Source organism: Bradyrhizobium sp. SZCCHNS1050, assembly GCF_032484785.1.
Lineage (GTDB): Bacteria > Pseudomonadota > Alphaproteobacteria > Rhizobiales > Xanthobacteraceae > Bradyrhizobium.
Genome location: NZ_JAUETR010000001.1, coordinates 3,778,438 through 3,796,144, shown reverse-complemented (window position 1 = coordinate 3,796,144; position 17,707 = coordinate 3,778,438). Strand labels below are relative to the sequence as shown.

14 protein-coding genes are annotated in these 17,707 nt (G+C 66.5%); 6 read left to right on the top strand and 8 right to left on the bottom strand.

The window, feature by feature from the left end; all coding sequences use genetic code 11:
* Positions 1–77: 77 nt before the first annotated feature.
* The 3 genes from QX094_RS17125 to QX094_RS17115 all read left to right on the top strand — a co-directional run bounded on the left by QX094_RS17125 (position 78) and on the right by QX094_RS17115 (position 2,671).
* Positions 78–743, top strand: coding sequence for a response regulator transcription factor (locus QX094_RS17125; RefSeq protein ID WP_315713962.1), 666 nt, complete (start codon positions 78–80; stop codon positions 741–743).
* Positions 718–2,142, top strand: coding sequence for a sensor histidine kinase (locus QX094_RS17120; RefSeq protein ID WP_316185844.1), 1,425 nt, complete (start codon positions 718–720; stop codon positions 2,140–2,142). The genes QX094_RS17125 and QX094_RS17120 overlap by 26 nt, the downstream gene beginning before the upstream one ends.
* Positions 2,143–2,353: 211 nt before the next feature.
* Positions 2,354–2,671 carry a multidrug efflux SMR transporter gene (locus tag QX094_RS17115; RefSeq protein ID WP_315713960.1) on the top strand — a complete coding sequence of 106 codons (318 nt, stop codon included), beginning with the start codon at positions 2,354–2,356 and terminating at the stop codon, positions 2,669–2,671.
* 12 nt (positions 2,672–2,683) lie between these two features.
* Here QX094_RS17115 and QX094_RS17110 read toward each other — a convergent pair whose 3' ends face one another.
* From QX094_RS17110 to QX094_RS17090, 5 genes are all read right to left on the bottom strand, one after another.
* The gene (locus QX094_RS17110; RefSeq protein ID WP_316185845.1) at positions 2,684–3,802 is read right to left on the bottom strand and encodes an amidinotransferase; all 1,119 of its coding nucleotides are present in this window, start codon (positions 3,800–3,802) and stop codon (positions 2,684–2,686) included.
* A 241-nt stretch (positions 3,803–4,043) separates the two neighbouring features.
* Complete coding sequence (locus QX094_RS17105; protein ID WP_315767824.1) at positions 4,044–5,105, bottom strand: linear amide C-N hydrolase; 1,062 nt, start codon at positions 5,103–5,105, stop codon at positions 4,044–4,046.
* Positions 5,106–5,495: 390 nt separating this feature from the next.
* A complete protein-coding gene (locus QX094_RS17100; RefSeq protein ID WP_316185846.1) occupies positions 5,496–7,835 on the bottom strand; it encodes a xanthine dehydrogenase family protein molybdopterin-binding subunit in 2,340 nt (779 codons plus the stop codon).
* A 277-nt stretch (positions 7,836–8,112) separates the two neighbouring features.
* Entirely contained in the window at positions 8,113–8,988 is an 876-nt protein-coding gene (locus QX094_RS17095; RefSeq protein WP_316185847.1) for a dihydrodipicolinate synthase family protein, read from the bottom strand.
* 194 nt (positions 8,989–9,182) lie between these two features.
* Positions 9,183–9,350: a hypothetical protein gene (locus QX094_RS17090; RefSeq protein WP_315713955.1), complete on the bottom strand. Its 168-nt coding sequence runs from the start codon at positions 9,348–9,350 to the stop codon at positions 9,183–9,185.
* A 129-nt stretch (positions 9,351–9,479) separates the two neighbouring features.
* Here QX094_RS17090 and QX094_RS17085 point away from each other — a divergent pair, with 129 nt between their 5' ends.
* Positions 9,480–10,547, top strand: coding sequence for a J domain-containing protein (locus QX094_RS17085; protein ID WP_315752637.1), 1,068 nt, complete (start codon positions 9,480–9,482; stop codon positions 10,545–10,547).
* A gap of 93 nt (positions 10,548–10,640) precedes the next feature.
* Positions 10,641–11,777: a GGDEF domain-containing protein gene (locus QX094_RS17080; protein WP_315713953.1), complete on the top strand. Its 1,137-nt coding sequence runs from the start codon at positions 10,641–10,643 to the stop codon at positions 11,775–11,777.
* Between the two features lie 16 nt (positions 11,778–11,793).
* Here QX094_RS17080 and QX094_RS17075 read toward each other — a convergent pair whose 3' ends face one another.
* Together QX094_RS17075 and QX094_RS17070 are read right to left on the bottom strand one after the other, a co-directional pair.
* Entirely contained in the window at positions 11,794–12,723 is a 930-nt protein-coding gene (locus tag QX094_RS17075; protein ID WP_316188053.1) for a GTP-binding protein, read from the bottom strand.
* On the bottom strand, positions 12,720–14,213 hold the full coding sequence (locus QX094_RS17070; RefSeq protein ID WP_315826045.1) for an amidohydrolase family protein: 1,494 nt from the start codon (positions 14,211–14,213) through the stop codon (positions 12,720–12,722). Before QX094_RS17070 ends, QX094_RS17075 begins: the two co-directional genes overlap by 4 nt.
* Positions 14,214–14,429: 216 nt before the next feature.
* Between QX094_RS17070 and ggt the strand changes: the two genes are divergently transcribed.
* A complete protein-coding gene (ggt, locus tag QX094_RS17065) occupies positions 14,430–16,103 on the top strand; it encodes a gamma-glutamyltransferase (protein WP_316185848.1) in 1,674 nt (557 codons plus the stop codon).
* A gap of 3 nt (positions 16,104–16,106) precedes the next feature.
* Here the strand turns inward: ggt and QX094_RS17060 are convergent, their stop codons facing one another.
* Positions 16,107–17,657 carry a GMC family oxidoreductase gene (locus QX094_RS17060; RefSeq protein WP_316165747.1) on the bottom strand — a complete coding sequence of 517 codons (1,551 nt, stop codon included), beginning with the start codon at positions 17,655–17,657 and terminating at the stop codon, positions 16,107–16,109.
* Positions 17,658–17,707: the final 50 nt, after the last annotated feature.

The following is a 17,707-nucleotide window of genomic DNA, read 5'->3' as shown; positions in this document are numbered from 1 at the left end:
TGCACTTCGGCGCCCTTATTCGAAGTGATAGAGGAGGAGACTGACGCGAACCTGACTCCGAGGCGGACAACAAGACCTTGCGCATCCTGCTGGTGGAAGACACGCCCGAGATCGGCGCCGCCGTGACCAGCCGGTTCGAACGGATCGGCTATGCCGTCGACTGGGAAAAGGACGGCCGCACCGCGAGCGAGCTGATCGAGGTGCAGACCTATGACCTTATCGTGCTCGACGTGATGCTGCCGAACATGGACGGCTTTGCCGTGCTCAAGCACCTGCGCAAGCGCGGCCTGCGCACGCCGGTGCTGGTGCTGACCGCGCGCTCGGCGGTCGACGACCGGATCGGCGCGCTCGACCTCGGCGCCGACGACTACCTGATCAAGCCGTTCGACTATCGCGAGCTGGAGGCGCGGGCGCGGGCGCTGCTGCGCCGGGCCGCCGGCCAGTCCGACAATCTGCTGACCCTGGGGCCGCTGGTGATCGACCGCGCCGGGCGCACCGCCAGCGTCGCCGGCCAACCGCTGGACCTGACGCGGCGCGAGCTGACCGTGCTGGAAATCCTCGCCGCACGCCCTGGGCGTTACGTCGCCAAGGAGGAGCTGGTCGAGCAGCTCTTCAGCTTCGACCAGGATCCGAGCCCCAACGCCGTCGAGCAGTTCGTCGCGCGTCTCAGGCGCAAGCTGGCGGCGACATCCGTCGAGATCAAGACCGAGCGCGGCCTTGGCTATCAGCTCCACGCTTCGTGACCTCAGGACCTCGCTGCGCGCGCGGCTGCTGATCGCGATCGGCGCGATCCTGGCCGTCGGCGCCGTCGTGCTGAGCCTCGCCGCCTGGCAATATGCAGCCACCGCCGCGCGCGACGCCTATGACAAGCTGCTCGCCGGCGGCGCCGTGCAGATCGCCGAGAACATCTACATGCAGGGTGGCGTCGTGACGCTGGATCCGCCGGCGGCGGCGTTTGCGACATTGTCGGCCTATGACCTCGTGTTCTATCGCGTCACCGATCCGCGCGGCGTCGTCGTCGCCGGCTATGACGATCTCGCCGTCACCGCGCCCGCCAGGGCGCTGCGTGAGGGCGTCGTGCTGCGCGACGGCATCTATCGCGACCAGGCGGTGCGCATCGCGGCCGTGGCGCGCAAGCTCGACGGCGCGCCCGGCGACGGCTGGAGCGAGATCGTGCTGGCGCAGACCCTGCGCGCCCGCGACGCGCTGACCTGGGACCTCGCCTCCAAGGCGATCGGCCTGATCGCTGCGATGAGCCTGCTGGCGCTGGTGGCGACTGCGCTGTGCCTGCGGCTGGTGTTCGCGCCGCTGACGCGGATCGAGGCCGAGATCGTCAAGCGACGGCCGGACGATCTCAGCCCGATCGCGATCACGCCGCCGCGCGAGGTGCGCGCGCTGGTCGGCGCGATCGACGGTTTCATGCAGCGCCTCGCCGAGCGCATCGCGCTGATGCAGCGCTTCATCGCCGACGCCACCCACCAGCTGCGCACGCCGCTGGCGGCGATCGATGCCGAGGTCGAGCTGCTGAGCGATCAGACCAAGGACCCGAAGGCGCTCGACAGGCTGCGCGGTCGCATCGCGGATCTCGCCCGCCTCACCAGCCAACTGCTCGATCACGCCATGATCCAGCACCGCGCCCAGGCACCGCGCTTCGCCGCGGTCGATATCAACGCGCTGGCGAAATCGGTGCTGTCGCAGAGCGTGCCGCTCTCTCTCGATCGCGAGGTCTCCGTCAGCTTCGTGCCATCGGAGGACGAGGTGATGCTCGCCGCCGACGCCATCAGCCTGCGCGAGGCGCTCGCCAATCTCATTCACAACGCGCTGGCGCATGGCGCGCGGACCCGGCTGATGGTGACGGTGGAGCGAGCGGCGGCACATGTCGCGATCATGGTCTGGGACGACGGACCTGGGATCGCAGCCGACGCGCAGCAACGCCTGCTGACCCCGTTCCAGAAGGGCGACGGCTCCCACGGCTCAGGCCTCGGCCTCGCCATTGCGAGCGAGGTCGCGCAGGCCCATGGCGGCCGGCTGCGGTTCAGCGGAGTGGCAGGCGACTTCAGTGTGCGACTGGAGCTGCCGGTCGATCGGTCGACGGCAGTCGATGCACGTCCAGATTCACAGCTCAAACAGCAGCAGACATGACGTCGTCGTCCCGCGGCGGATCACGCCCGGGTCTTGCGATCGACATGCCCTTTCGAAGATCGAGAGCGCGCAGGGAAGGCCGGGAGCCTTCCAGCGTGCACTTGCAAAGTGTAAGGGCTTGGCGGAATGAGTTGGCAGAATAGCGAGACCGTGGAATTCTGACACGAACTCCGTCGAGGATCGTTAAGCCCATCTTTTGGGAGAACCTCTCATGGCCTGGGTGATCTTGTTCATTGGCAGCCTTTGCGAGGTGGGTTGGCTGATCGCTCTCAAATATTCCGAAGGTCTCTCGCGCCTGCCGTCGATCCTGGTCACCGTGGGTTTTATGGGCGCCAGCGTCGGTTGTCTTGGCCTCGCCGTGAAGACGATCCCGATGGGCACGGCCTACGCCGCGTGGACCGGCGCGAGCATCGCCGTCGCCACTCTCTTCGGAATCTATCTGTTCGACGAGCCGACGACCGCGACCCGGCTCGCCTCGATTGGTCTCATTGTACTTGGCATCGTCGGACTGCGCCTCGAGTCCGGATAGGCGTGCCAATCCTCAAAAATAGCTCTCGAGCGTCCCGCGCCGCCTGATGTCGAGTGTCGCGCAATGGAATGCTCCGCCAAATGCGGCGTAATGCAGGAATTCGCAGGGGATCGGCTCGAAACCCCATTGCTCGATCGCACGCATCGTTCGCACATGATGCGGATCAACGATGATGCGCTTTTCGTCCACCATCAGTACATTCATGTTGAGCCATTTTCCGCAGAGCGACGTGATATTGAGCAAGCGATCGGTGATCGGATCAGGCTCGGGAGCGACGAGAATGTCCCATTTCTTCAGTATGTCCGGGAGGCGGCTGACGTCGATGTATTCGGGATTGATCAGAAGCCTGCCCGGCCCCAGCGGCAAAATGGTCGTGTCTATGTGCATCGGGTTACGACAGCGGCTCTCGATCTCGTGGATGCGATAGCCGTCGCCGAGATGGCGGCGCAGCCATTCGATGCCGGATGCATTGGTGACATTGCTGAGGGTTACAAACAGATCGCGCCCGCAGCGGACGAAATCGGCAGCGTCGAACACTGGTTCGAATTCAGTCAGAATATATGACATCGGCTCACCGTTTTCGGGCCGTCTGAAATCGGCGTTATACAGTTCGTCCGTGAGTTGCGGCCGCGGCGCGGCAGTCCAGCGGGCGCCGCGACGGAAATAGTCCTTCAGGACCGGACGAAAGGAATGGGTCTCGAAATAGCGGCTGGGCCACGCCATAGGCGTTTCAATGATTTCGTCTCCGATCACCAGCATGCTATCGCGCGGGCAGGAGTTGCAGAAGCCGCGCGAAGACCATTCGGGCGTGCTGAAGCGCTTCTTGAAATCAGCCGGTTCCGGCCGGGTGACCACCACGCCAAGCGACTGCAACAGCGCAATAAAGCCGTCGAGCTCGCGCTGAGCCGGTTCAATCATCATCCTTGGATAGCGGAAGCCCCCGAGCAGCGCTTGCGCCCGTGCAGCCATTCCCGGAATGTTACAGGCGACGACCGGATGAGCGGATGGAATCGTCGCGCCTTCGAGCCTTCCGACAATCACTTCCTCGAGTGGATCCCACTCATTGTGCGAGTTGACCGGAGAAATCCTTACCTTGCGGTCGGAATCCGGGCCGCTGTCGTGCGTGATCATGGCATGACCAAAGCAAGAGGTGCTGTTGTGGCACGAATACTCTAATGCGGTAGCATCGCCGGCGCATAGCCTCAGTGCAGCAATGCACCACAATCCGTCCTTAACAAACGGCGCGGCGCTTCCAGCCCAGTGCGGTGGCAGGGCTTCACGGCGAGCGCTCCGCAGTCATGTCGCGCGGCGTGCGAGCGCCACAACGCGGATATAAAGATGACGTTGTATCTGTCCGTAGGGCTCTGCCCTGTCAGGAGCCGCCTTTCTTGAATTCCAGCGGCGCGGCCGGCTTGAACTGGCTGCTCACCTCGCCGACCAGATCCCTGTCCGCCCCGGACAGGTCGAGCTTGCGGATCGGAGCGCCGACGGAAAGGTCCAACAGCGGCAAGTTGACCCAGACGATGTTCGGGCTGAGGGTCGATTCGAAGAAATAGAGCCGGTCGGTCGAGTCGGCGACGGCGCGCCAGATCGTATGCGACGCCTCCGGTCGCTTCGGGTCTGGCCGCACGAAAGGCTGCGCCACGTTGCGCATGACGGACAACATGCGGGCCACGGTCTGGCGGGTGTCCGACGGCTTGGTCTGGTTCTGGATGTAATAGGCGGCGCGGACGAAGCGGTCGGCCGCTTCGCTCGTCCCCGGCAGCGCTTCGGTGCCGCCAAAGACGTGGTATTTCTTCAGATTGGCGAGCTGCTCGGGGAAGGGCGGCGAGTTCGTCATGACCAGATAGCGGCGGTCGTGATGAACGCGCACCTTGCCGCCATCGACGATTTCGATGATCGCCGAATCGCCCGTCGCGTCCGAAAGCGACAAATGCACGGTCGCCGTCGCGTATCCGGGCATGCCGGCGGCGATGAGTTGATAGCGACCGGTTTCGATGTCGGCCACCGCCTCGGCAACGGTGGCAAAGTTGTCGAGGTTGTATTGCGCCCAGAGCGACAGCGCGAGGCCGGGGCGCTTGAGATCGCGCTTTCCGTAATCGCTCTCGGAGAGCCACAGCAGGTTGGCGACAAGACCTTTTTCATTCATGCCGTCGGCGATCGCCAGGTTATAAACCGCCCCGCCGACGCTGCCGTATTTCGACGTCCAGCTCAGTTCGTTGTCGTCGCCGCTCTCGCCTTTGCGCGCAAGGCCGCGCGGGAAGGCCCAGAGATCGGTGCGCATGTCTTCGGGCCAATCCATGTTGCGCCCGGTGACAACGGCCTGACCATTATCGGCCCAGAGGACGCGCGAACACGCGTCCGCCAGAGATGATCCAAACGCGACGATTGCCAAAGCCATCGCCACGCTCATCACGCCCGCACACCGCCGCATGGTCGCGCTCCTCGTTGTGTTGGATACAATCTAGAGGCGAGTGCGCGTCGGCGACCTTGATCTGGGTCAATCATCGTCGGTCGCGGCGCCGCGGCGATTCGCATGAGATCGTTGTCTTGCCGGGCGCGGCGGGGAGATCCGACAGCATCGTCCCCTCAGATGCACAATTGCACCGAAAATCTCGAGACTCCGGATTCAGCCCTGACGGGCTGGCCCGGAATGGCGGGCTATGACGGCAGCTGCAAGATCAGTCGCCGCTGCGCATGCAGGGGCGCGACCAGATGCGGGCGTAACCCTCGCCGCCCTCATCACCGAACAGCTCGGCGCAGATCGGCGCGTTGAGCGACGCAACAGGAGCACGTCCGGCGCGGGAGCGTCCCGCGCGCTCGCTCAGGCCGACGCTTTGACCTTTGCCGCCTTCGCCTCGGAGATCGCCGCCCACACCTTCTCCGGCGTCAGCGGCGTCTGCAGGTTGGTGATCCCGAGCTCGAACAGCGCATCCATCACGCCGTTGGTGACGCAGGGCGGGCCGCCGATGGCGCCGGATTCGCCGCAGCCCTTGGCGCCCAGCGGGTTGGTCTTGCACGGCGCGGAATCGTCGAGCGTGACCACGATCGGCGGCACGTCGTCGGCGCGCGGGATGCAATAGTCCTGATAGGTGGCGGTCAGGAGCTGGCCGTCGGCATCGTAGGCGACGTTCTCGTACAGCGCCTGGCCGATGCCCTGGGCGACGCCGCCATGGATCTGGCCCGCCACCAGCATCGGATTGACCGCGACGCCGACGTCGTCGACCGTGGTGTAGCGCACCACGCGGCTGATGCCGGTCTCCGGATCGATCTCGACCTCGCAGACATGCGTGCCGTTCGGCCAGCTCGGACCGTCGACCTCGCCCTCGCTGTCGACCGACAGCTTGGCGCCCTGCTCCTTCCCGGCGATGTCGAACAGGCTGATGCGGCGGTCGGTGCCGACGACGGTGAGGAAGCCGTCGCGATACTCGATGTCCTCGACCGCGGTCTCCAGCAGGTTGGACGCCTTCTCGCGCGCCTTGGTGATGAGGTCGTTCGACGACACCGCCACCGCCGTGCCGCCGACGAACAGCGAGCGCGAGCCGACGCTGCCGAAGCCGGTGGCGAGATCGGTGTCGCCCTGCACGACGTCGATCTTGTCCAGCGGAATGCCGAGCGTATCGGAGATCATCTGCGTATAGGTGGTCTGCAGGCCCTGCCCCATCGCCATGGTGCCGGAATGCAGGATGACGCGGCCCTCGGAGGTCGCGTGCAGCGATACCTTCTCGGTGTGGGCGCGGCCGCCGGTCCATTCGATGTAGCTGGTCAGGCCGCGGCCGTAGAGCATGCCGCGCTTCTTCGCCTCGCGCTTGCGCGCGTTGAAGCCGTCCCAATCGGCAAGCTTGGACGCGCGCTCCAGCATGTGGGCGAAGGCGCCGGAATCATACACCTGGCCGACGGCGTTGGTGTAGGGGAGCTGCGCCGGCTTGATGTAGTTGGTCTTGCGGATGGCGCGCGGATCGATCCCGATCTGGCGCGCGGCCGCATCGAACAGCCGCTCGACGATGAACACCGCCTCGGGGCGTCCGGCACCGCGATAGGCGCCGACCGGCGCCGTATGCGTCATCACGGTCTTCACCTCGAAATGCACCAGCGGCAGATCATAGACGCCGGTCTGCACGAATGGCCCGAGCACCAGCGGGATGATGTTGGCCGCGCCCGACGAATAGGCGCCGGTGGCGCCGATCGAGCGCACGCGATAGGCCAGCACCCTGCCCTTGGCGTCCAAAGCGAACTCGGCGGTGGAGGTGAGGTCGCGGCCATGCGTGCCGCCGACGAACTCGTCGGTGCGCTCGGCGCGCCAGCGGATCTTCTTGTTAAGCTTGGTGGCGGCATAGGCGACGATGCCGTCCTCAGGATAGAGGTTGGTCTTCTGGCCGAAGCCGCCGCCGATGTCGCCCACCAGCACGCGCACGCTCTCCTTCGGGCGCTTCAGCACGGCTTCCGCCAGCACGTCGCGGGTCGAGGCCGGGGTCTGCGACTGCACGTGCAGCAGCAGCCGGCCGGTCTTCTTCTCGATCTCGGCGATGGTCGAGCGCGGCTCCATCGCCGAGGGCACCAGGCGCTGGCTGGTGATGTCGAGCGAGACCTTGTGCGCAGCGCCGGCGAACGCCGCCTCGACCTTGGCGGCATCGCCATAGCTCATCGCGGCGACGACGTTGTCGGGCGCCTCCGCCCAGACGACGGGCGCGCCGGGCTCGATCGCCTTCACCGGATCGGTCACCGCCGGCAGCACCTCGTAATCGACGACGATCGCTTCCGCGGCCTCCTGCGCGACCGTGCGCGAGGTCGCGACCACGGCGGCGACCGCCTCGCCGGTGAAGCGGACAATCTCATGGGCAAGCAGGCGGCGCGGCGGCACCGTCATCGGCTTGCCGTCGGGACGCTTGAAGATTGCCAGGGTCGGAATGGTGCCGACATCGTCAGCGACGAGGTCCGCGCCGGTGTAAATCGCCTGCACGCCCGCGATCTCGCGGGCGGCGGCGGTGTCGATCGACAGGATCCTGGCATGCGCATGCGGGGAGCGCAGCACGTAGAGCCACAGCGCGCCGTCCTCCGCCTTGTCGTCGATGAACTGCCCCTTCCCGGTCAGCAGCCGCTGATCCTCCAGGCGCCTGAGGGGCTGCCCCGCACCAAACCGCATATTGTTGGGAAGAATGTTCATTCGTCAGTCCTTGGTCAGTTCAATGAATTTGGCAGGGTCTTAGCGGATCGGCGTTGCGGTGGCCAACACGTGTTTAAGCTGATGCGTCATGACGAACCGTCATTCCGGGGCGCGCGCAGCGCGAGCCCGGAATCCATAACCACGACCGGTAGTTTGGAGGCTCGATGTCTCCCGGTCTGCCCACCCGAGAGGTCGCGGAGTATGGATTCCGGGCTCAGCCCTTGGGCTGCCCCGGAATGACGATGAGGAGAGAGCGGGGGCCAAAGCCGGGGCTAGCTCACCCCAGGCTGCGCAGTACCTCTTCGACGACCTTGCGCTGCTCGGGCGAGAGCGGGGCCTGCGGCGGCACGGGATCGCCGACGTCGTAGCCCTGGATCGACAGGCCGGCCTTGATGCAGGCCGCGAGGTTGAAGCGGGCGAAGGCCTCGTTGACGCGCCACAGCTTCTTCTGCAGCAGCATCGCATCGTCCCAGCACGACGCCTTGCAGAGATTGTAGAGCTCGACGCTCTGGCGCGGGATGATGCAGGCCGGCCCGGCCATCCAGCCCTTGCCGCCGATCAGCATCACCGCGGCCGGAATGTGTGAGGACGCCGCGAACACCTTGATGGCGTCGCCGCAGCGATTGATGATCGACAACAGCCGGCCGGTGTTGGTCGAAGCGTCCTTGATGTAGTTGATGCGCGGATGCTCGGCGAGGCTCGCGATGACGTCGAGCGACAGGTCGGAACGCTGGAACTGGGGATTGGTGTAGATGACGACGGGAACGTCGACGGCATCGGCAATCGCCCGGAAATACGCCTCGATGCCGGCGTCGTTGACCGGGAAGTAGGCTTCGAGCACCGCCAGGATGCCGTTTGCGCCGCGCTTCTGGTAAGCCTTGGCCTGCGCCACCGCGTCAGCGATCGCAGTCGAGGCCACGCCTGCGATCACGGGAACGCGGCCCTGGGCGGCATCGATGGTCGTCTCCACGACGGTCATGCGCTGGGCACGATCGAGATAGGCGAACTCGCCGGTGGAGCCGAGCGGCGTCAGGCCGTGCACACCGGCAAGGATCAGATCGTCGCAAAGACGCCCCAGCACCTCCGTACGGATCGTTCCATCCGCGCCGATCGGCGAGGCCAGGTAGGGAAAGACACCATCAAATTCAGTCATGCGGCCGGTATAGCGGCCGGGTCGCTGGTTCCGCAAGGCGGCCGCCGAAGCGGGAGGCGCCCTTCTCAGGCCCGGCCTGTTGCCCGCAGCGACATCTGCCTCAGGGACCTGACACCAGCGGACAAGAGCCGGTGTGTAGCAGCGCCACACTGCCGCGATGGAATGCGGGGTGTTGCCGCAAACCGAGCTGCCAATCAGCTCACGTTAAATCCGGCTTCAAACTTTCTCTCCACCATTGGTGCATGTCCCGCGGCGGAGGCGGTCAGAGGGCAGCGATTCAATCTGGGATTGCGCGCACCGTGGCGAAGAAGGACGAGCGCGATGACCTCAAACACGGCAAAAATGGCTACGAACTTCGCCATTTTCAGTCATTTTTCCGCCGGATTGACCAACCATCATGCGAAGCGGAAAGAGTTAGTACGAGTGCTCCAGCGTAAATTCGCCGTAGGAATTTCGATCGGAGACGAGGGAAGCCTGCAGCGAGAACGACGATGAAGACGCTTTACGATTTACTCGGAGCTCTTCCGGACGATGACGCTGACGATATCCGGGCGGCCTTCCGCAAAGCGGTCAAAGAGAGCCACCCCGACGTCAATCCCGGCGATCCGGATGCCGCGCTGCGGTTTCGACAGATCATCCGCGCCAACGACATTCTCGGCGACAAGGAGCAGCGCACGGCCTATGACCGGCTGCTCGGCGCCGCGCAGGACGAGCATCAGCAGGATTCCAAGCTGGCCGTCGTCGCCAAGGTCCACAAGGTCGCGTCCGGCGTAATGGCGCTGGCCGGAGCGTCCGCCGTGGCGCTAACCGGCTACCTGCTGTTCACCCACATGTCGTCGGCTTCCGTCGCGCCGCTCAAGCCGATCGTGGTTGCGACCAACAAGGTCAAGCCGAACGAGGTTCCCGCCAAACCGATCGATAGCGCCACTGACGCGGCGACGACCGGCGATGCGGCCGCGAATTCCGGCGGCGAGACGGCTGCCAGCGCAACGGTCGGCAGCGCATCGGGCAGCAATGCCTCGGTATCCGATCCGCTTCCGCTACGCGTCAGCAAGATCGACACGGTCTATTCTGCCGAGCAGGAGCGTGCGCCCTGCGCGGCAGGTGCGACCGCGCCATGCACGGCGGATACAATGCTCGCCGGGGGTACGGCTTCGAACGAGGCCCAGGCCCATCACGATCGCGGCATGGCCGCGTTCCAGAAGGGCGACTTCGCGGCGGCGCTGGCCGATCTCGACGCGGCGATCCAGCTCGATCCCCGCTACCATGAGGCCTATATCGACCGCGGCATCGTGTTCTATCGCATGCGCAAGTTCGACCGCGCCTTTGCCGACGTCGCGGCCGCAAAGCGCATCGAGAAGACGAACCGCGCCGTACTCGACGCGATGGCGAAGCGTCAGCCGCTGCGGCCGCTGAAGCTCGAGCCGCCAAAGTCCGACATCAAGGCGGAGACGCCGAAGGCAGAGGCGCCGAAAGTGGCGGCGGCGGCGCCGATGCCCTCGCGGATGTCGACGGCGACGCCGGTCTATCCAACCACCGACCCCAGCCGCGCCCCCTGAGCGATTGACGAAGATTTAAGGTAACTCCGAACCTTCGTCGCGCGAATCGTTCGCGCCCATCAACTGTTAGGAAAGGTGTCCCATGGTGTTCCCATGGGACATGGGCTGCTTTCCAGATTCATCCATCCGAACCCGGCGATCCGGCGCGAGCTCGTCGATCTGCTGTACACGTCTCTGCCGCAGGTCATGTCGATCAACGCGGCCGCCATCACCGGCTCGGTCACGCTTGCGGTCCTGCACGGCGATCCCGGCTACATCGCGATCACGTTCGCGATCATCGTCAACGCCATCGGTCGCGTGGTCAGCCTGCTGCGCTACAAACAATATGCGGGACGCCTGTCCGATCGCGACGTGATCCTCTGGGAGAAAGTCTACGCCGCGGGCGCCGCCGCCTTCGGCCTTGCGCTTGGCGCTCTCACCTTCCGCGCGTTCCAGCTCAACGATGCTCCGGGCGCATGGATCGCCTTCGGCCTGTCGATGTCCTATTGCGTCGGCATGGTGTCGCGCGCGGCGATCCGCCCGTGGGTCGTGCTGACGACAACCGCCGTGCTGCTCGCCCCGACGCTCATCGCCGGGTTGATGCGCCCGGAGCTGCCCTATCAGCTCGGGGCCGTCCTGCTGGTGCTGTTCTGGTTCTCGATCCGCGAAGCCTCGCGCCATCTCAGCACCGCGTTCATCGAGCGGCTCGAGGCCAAGCACGCGCTGGCCCGCCAGGCCAACCATGATTTCCTGACCGACCTGCCCAACCGGGCGGCCTTCCTGGCTGCGCTCGAACGCACGACCCGGACTGTCGCGATCATTGCCATCGATCTCGACGGCTTCAAGCCCGTCAACGACCGCCATGGCCACCACGCCGGCGACGACCTGCTGCGTCAGGTCGCAGCCCGACTGTCGAGCTGTGTCGGCCAGGGCGGTCTCGCCGCGCGCTTCGGCGGCGATGAGTTCATGCTGCTGAAGCCGGTGACGGGCGGCGCGGACGGACGCGACGAGGCGCTGGCGCTGGCGCGCGAAGCAATCCGCTCGCTGTCGATGCCATTCCTGCTGTCCGACATCCCCGTGGTGATCGGCGCCAGCGCCGGCCTGCTGGTGAACGACCGGCCGCTCACGGACGAGTCCATGGACGAGGTGCTGCGCCAGGTCGACAGCGCGCTCTATGCCGCCAAGCGCGCCGGGGGCGGCTGCTGTACCTGGGCCGAGGCCGCGGACGGCGCATTGCGGCAGGCGGGCTGACGCGCGGCCTTCGATCTCAGGCGACGATCACCTCGTGCAGCAGCGCGTCGATCTCGCCGGCGTCGAGCTCACCTTCGAGTCCGATCAGCACGAGCTGGGCCGTGAGGCCATCGGCGGGCGACACCGGCGACGGCGCCAAGGTGCCGCGCGTCGCCACCGACTGAAACAGGATCGGCTGTCCCGGATGGTCGGTGAACAGCAGGATGCCCTTGATGCGCAGGGCGCGCGGCGCGAGCTTTCCGATCACCTGCTGGAAGCGGGCCAGCGACAGCGGAGCACGGGAGGTCCAGGTGAGGGTTGCGAAAGGTTGCGACATCGTCGGCACCTGCTTGGGCAGCTCTCGCGGCGCGCGAATGTCGCGGCTGAACAGCAGGTCCGGCGCGACGACGCCATGCGCGATCTCGAAGATCGCCGATTGCGGCTTGGTGCCGCCGACGACGGCGCGGGCCGCATCGAGCGCGGCGCGGTCGAGCAGATCGGCCTTGGTCAGCAGCACGAAATCCGCGGCCCGTAACTGCGAGCGCCACAGCACATCCTGTTCGATCTCGGGATCATCGCGCAGCCGCTGCGGGTCGACCAAGGTGACGACGGTCTCGAGCGGCGCCACCTTGAAGATCACGGGATCCATCAGGCTGCGGATGATTTCGGCGGGATCGGAAATGCCCGATGTCTCGATCGCAATCGCGTCGGGTGCCGGATCGCGCTTGATGACGGAGGACAGCGTGCGCAGCAGGTCGCCCTGCAGCGAGCAGCAAATGCAGCCGTTCTTGAGGCTGATCACCTCCTCGGTGACGGTGCCGAGCAATTGCGCGTCGATGTCGACCGCGCCGAAGTCGTTGACAACAGCCGCGATACGCCGTCCGTCCGGATTGGCGAGCAGATGATTGAGCAGGGTCGTCTTGCCGGCACCGAGCGATCCGGCGACCAGCAGGACCGGGACGATCATGACAGGACCGGACGGCGTACCGCCTGCCCCGGCCGGACGTCGCGAACGAGCTCGCCATCAGTGATGACGGCGCGGCCATTGACGAGCAGATGCCGCACGCCCTCGGACGGCCGGTTCATGTTGAGGAAGTCGGCGCGGTCACGCAGGCTGGCGAGATCGAGCACGGCGATGTCGGCGTCGCAGCCGGCCTGCAGCCGTCCCTTCTTGCGCATCGCGGGCGTCGACGGTTCCAGAATCCGGGCCGGGATCAGCGTGCACTTGGCGAGGCCCTCCATCAGCGGCACCGCCTTGCGGTCCAGCACCCATTCGCGCAGGAATTTGGTGAACGTCGCCGATGAGCGCGGATGCGACACCGCGTCATCCGGCAGCGGCCAGGCGTCGCCGGTGTAGTCCGTGCCGTTGGACAGGATCCACGGCATCGCATCGGAGGCGATGGCGCCGCCCGGAAACAGCACGGAGACATCGAGCAGGTCGCGGTGGCGCTGGTTGACGGCGACATCGAGGAAATGGATCAGCACCAATGCGCCGGGATCGTCCTGCTGCCGCGCGAGCAATTCGTCGCGGCTGCCGAGCCGATGGCGCTCGGCGACCATCTCGATTGCGTCATAGCCGGTGCCCATGCGCTGGCAGAACGCGGGATCGGCGAAGAAGCCGGCGCCGACCACGGTCGAGCCGGTGCCGTAGGGATAGGCTTCGGTCGTGACCTTCAGGCCTTGCTTCTGCGCGGTCTGCACCAGCTCGGCGCAGCGCTCGACATCCTGCAGGCTGGTGCTGTTGAAATGGCAGATGTGCATGTGGGCGCCGGTCGAGCCGGCCAGCCCGATCAGCCGCGTGTAGGCATCGACCGAGCTGCGCGGATCGACGTTCGACATATAGGCGATGTGCGTGTAGGTCGGCACGTCATGCTTGGCCGCCAGGCTGCACAGCTCCGACAGCTCCTTCATGCCGGTGCCGGGCGCGTAGGCGTTCGGGAAGGCAATGCCGAGACCGCCCTGCTCCAGACCCTGCCGCGTGCGCTCGACGATCTCGGCGGTCTCGGCAGCCGTGGCGACCTCCTCGACCCAACGCTTGTCGCGCATCGCCTCGCCCATGCCGGCGATGTTGGACGCGGTCTGCTGCGTCGTCATCGTCGCGATCCGCGCGAACACCCAGCCCGACGCTGCGCCGTAATTCAGAAGGCGGCCGATCGCCGCCTGCTCATCATACCAGCGCGCCACCGGCATCACGCCGATCTCGAGCTCCAGCGTCGTGGTGACGCCGTCGAAGGCCTGCATGCGGTCCGCCGGCAGCGACTGGCCATGGGCGTGCAGATCGATGAAGCCGGGCACGACGGCAAGGCCGGCCGCATCGACCACCTGATCGGCGGCCCCGCCGACATCGCCCACGGCAGCGATCGCGCCATCCTTGATGGCGACATCGGCCGTGGCGTCGAGCTTCGTTTCCGGGTCGAGCACGCGACCGCCGCGAATGATCAGATCGTAGTGAGGCATGAAATCAGCTGGGCTCGCGAAGTGGAACTGCGCGCAGGCCTAACACAGATGCGCGGCGATGAGAACGCGGCGGGAGAGATCGATGCTCTCCGAGCCATGCGTGGCGCACTTATCAGTTCGTCGAACTGGGGCGCCGCTCTTCCCCTTGCGCAAGGGATCGGTCAGGATTGCGAAGAACGACCTCTCGGCATCCGCCGTTCGACAGAGGAGACCCGAATGGCTTCGCACACACGGCGCATCGCCGACTTCACCTGCGAGAAGCAGCCGGCGACGGGCTCGCGCGGCATGGTGGTGACCAATCATCCGCTCGCCTCCAGCGCCGGTGCCGAGATGCTGATGCGTGACGGCAACGCGATCGATGCCGCGGTCGCCGCACTGTTCGCGCTGACGGTGGTCGAGCCGATGATGGTCGGCATTCTCGGCGGCGGGCTATCGCACATCCGCCTTGCGGATGGACGGCACATCGTGCTCGACGGATTGAGCACCGCGCCGCGGCGCGCCACGCCAGGAATGTATGATCCGGTCTCCGACGAGATCACGCTGGCGCGCGAGACCCGCGGCCGCCGCAACGTCGCAGGCGCGCTCGCGGTCGCCGTGCCCGGCGCGCTGAAGGGATGGTGCGAGGCCCTGTCGCGCTTCGGCCGGCTGCCGCTGGCCGAAGTGATGGCGCCGGCGATCCGGCTCGCTGAGCACGGCTTCATCGCTAGTCCCTATCTCAACGATTGCGTGCGGCTGGTCGCGGACGACCTCGCGCGCGATCCGCATCTGTCGACGCTGTTCCTGCCGGGCGGCGAGCCCGTCAGGCCAGGCACGCGCGTGATCCAGACCGACTATGCGGCATCGCTGCGGCTGATCGCGGAGCAAGGACCGGACGCTCTCTATGGCGGGCCGCTCGGGATCGCGCTGGCCGACTACATGGCCGACAATGGCGGGCTGATCGATGCGAGCGACCTCGCCGCCTACAAGGTGATCGAACGCGCGCCGATCCGCGGCCACTATCGCGGCCATGAGATCATCGGCCCGCCGCCGCCCTCCTCCAGCGGCGTGCACATCGTGCAGATGCTGAACATCCTCGAGGGTTTCGACGTCGGCGGGCTCGGCTTCGGTTCGGCCGATGGCGTGCACGTGCTTGCCGAAGCCTTGAAGATCGCCTTTGCCGACCGGGCGGTCGCCACCGCCGATCCCGCTTTCGTCGACGTGCCGGTCGAGCGGCTGACGTCGAAGGCCTATGCCGCGCAGCGGCGGGCGCAGATCGACATGAGCCGGGCCCGGAGCTTCGGCCCGGGCCTTGCGCCGACGGAGTCCGCCAACACCACCCATGTCACGGTCGCCGATGCCGAGGGCAACGTCGTCGCGGCGACCCAGACCATCAACGGCCTGTTCGGCGCCTGCGTACAGATCCCGGGCACCGGCATGACCGCCAACAACTACATGTACAATTTCGATCCGCATCCGGGCCGCGCGCTGTCGATCCAGCCGGGCAAGCGCGTCTTCACCTCGATGGCGCCGATGATGGCGCTGCGCGACGGCCGCTTGCGCTATGCGCTCGGCCTGCCCGGCGGCCTGCGCATCTTTCCCTCGGCCTTCCAGGCGCTGGTCAACCTGATCGACCACGGCATGTCGCTGCAGGAGGCGGTCGAGGCGCCGCGGCTCTGGACGCAGGGCGGCGTGCTCGAGCTCGAGCCGGCGTTTCCCGACCATGTGGCGCGGGAGCTCGCCGCACGCGGGCACGAGATCAAACGCGAGCCGGTCGTGGCCGGCGGCATGAACGCGATCGCGTTCGGCGACGACGGCACGCTGACAGGAGCCGCGTGCTGGCGCGCCGACGGCACCCCGATCGCGATCTCCGGCGGGCGCGCCCGCGCCGGGCTTCGCTTCGCCATCACGTGAGCTCTACAGGCGCTCTCGCATCATCCGCGCGATCGCCTCGCCGATCACGACGGTGGTGAAATGCGTGTTGGCGCGGCAATCGGACGGCATGATCGAGGCATCGGCGACGCGCAGGCCGGCAATGCCCTTCACGCGGCCGTCCGGATCGACCACGCCGTCGCCATCGTCGAATCCGCTCATGCGGCAGCTCCCCGCCGCATGCTGGATGTCGCCGGTGACCTGCCGCAGCAGCGCATCGAGCTCGGCCTCGGGCAGCGCAGCCGCCTGCGGCAGCGTGAACTCCGTATCGCCGAGGCGAATCCAGTCGGCGATGTCGCGCAGCGCGGGCTGCACCGTGATCACGGCCAGCCGCTTCACCGCGTCCCGCATTCGCGCCACGTCGCGCGGATCGGCCAGCATGTTCTCTTCGACGATCGGATCCACGCTCGGATCGGTCGAGGCGAGCCTGAGCGTACCGCGCGAGAAGGCGTTGAACAGTCCGGCGCCGATCGCGCCGGGCACGCCGATGCCCCGATGGTTGAACGCGATCAGGATCATGTCGCGCTTGCCGCCGCCGGCGAGGCCCGACGAGTAGGTGACGCAGCAATTGGTATGGCGCGTGTCGCGGTCGGTCGGACGCAGCGCCTCGCGGAGCTGGATCGTGGTGCGGAACAGCGGATGATCGAAGAAGTGCCGGCCGACCGGAAGATCACGCACGACCGCAATTCCCATCTCCAGCAGATCGGTCGCAGGGCCGATACCCGAGCGCAGCAGGATCGCGGGGCTGTGGATCGCGCCGGCACACAGCACGACCTCGCGCGCCGCGACGTTTTTCACGCCTTCACCTTCGACGTGGACGCGCACGCCGGTCGCCCTGCCGTCGCTGATCAGCAGCCGATCGACCAGCGCCCGTCCGCGGATCTCGAGGTTCGGACGGCCGCGGGCCGGCTCGAGATAGCCCTCATTGGTGGAAATACGGCGGCCGGCGCGGCTGTTGATCGGATAGCAGGCGACACCCTCGCCATCGGGCCCGTTGAGATCGTCGCACCAGCGATAGCCGCTCGCCAGCGCGGCATCGCGCAAGCCACGATCGATCGGGCCCCATGTGTCAGGCGGTGCGCGAGTGACTGGAAGCGGGCCGCCGCGACCGTGCCCCTCGCGATCACCGAATGCGAGATCGTCCTCGATCACCGAGAACAGCGGCATGACCTCCTTGGCTGACCATCCCGTGCAGCCATTGGCCGCCCATTCATCGAATGCATCGGCCACGCCGCGGATCGCGATCTGGCCGTTCATCATCGAGCTGCCGCCCAGCCCCTTTCCGCGCCAGTAGAAACGCATGTCCTGCCCGGCGACGCGGCGGGACATCAACTGCGGCCACTGCCATTTCTCCTGGAAGGCGCGATCGTGGATGATCGGAATCGGGTTCGGCGTCACGATCTCCCACGGCGCGTCGTCCGCGCGCCAGTCCGCGCCGGCTTCGAGCAGCAGGACCCGCGTCCGGGGGTCTTCGGACAGGCGTGCAGCGACGACCGCTCCCGCGGAGCCGCCGCCGACCACAATGACGTCATACATGGACTGAATTCTCGCTTGTTCTCAGGCACCGCAACCATGACGGCCAGCTT

Bases quoted from the DNA above. Each gene is read 5' to 3' on its own strand.
- QX094_RS17115 (WP_315713960.1), top strand. From the start codon at position 2,354: ATGGCCTGGGTGATCTTGTTCATTGGCAGCCTTTGCGAGGTGGGTTGG.
- QX094_RS17110 (WP_316185845.1), bottom strand. From the start codon at position 3,802: ATGATCACGCACGACAGCGGCCCGGATTCCGACCGCAAGGTAAGGATT.
- QX094_RS17105 (WP_315767824.1), bottom strand. From the start codon at position 5,105: ATGCGGCGGTGTGCGGGCGTGATGAGCGTGGCGATGGCTTTGGCAATC.
- QX094_RS17100 (WP_316185846.1), bottom strand. From the start codon at position 7,835: ATGAACATTCTTCCCAACAATATGCGGTTTGGTGCGGGGCAGCCCCTC.
- QX094_RS17095 (WP_316185847.1), bottom strand. From the start codon at position 8,988: ATGACTGAATTTGATGGTGTCTTTCCCTACCTGGCCTCGCCGATCGGC.
- QX094_RS17090 (WP_315713955.1), bottom strand. From the start codon at position 9,350: ATGGCGAAGTTCGTAGCCATTTTTGCCGTGTTTGAGGTCATCGCGCTC.
- QX094_RS17085 (WP_315752637.1), top strand. From the start codon at position 9,480: ATGAAGACGCTTTACGATTTACTCGGAGCTCTTCCGGACGATGACGCT.
- QX094_RS17080 (WP_315713953.1), top strand. From the start codon at position 10,641: ATGGGACATGGGCTGCTTTCCAGATTCATCCATCCGAACCCGGCGATC.
- QX094_RS17075 (WP_316188053.1), bottom strand. From the start codon at position 12,723: ATGATCGTCCCGGTCCTGCTGGTCGCCGGATCGCTCGGTGCCGGCAAG.
- QX094_RS17070 (WP_315826045.1), bottom strand. From the start codon at position 14,213: ATGCCTCACTACGATCTGATCATTCGCGGCGGTCGCGTGCTCGACCCG.
- ggt (WP_316185848.1), top strand. From the start codon at position 14,430: ATGGCTTCGCACACACGGCGCATCGCCGACTTCACCTGCGAGAAGCAG.
- QX094_RS17060 (WP_316165747.1), bottom strand. From the start codon at position 17,657: ATGTATGACGTCATTGTGGTCGGCGGCGGCTCCGCGGGAGCGGTCGTC.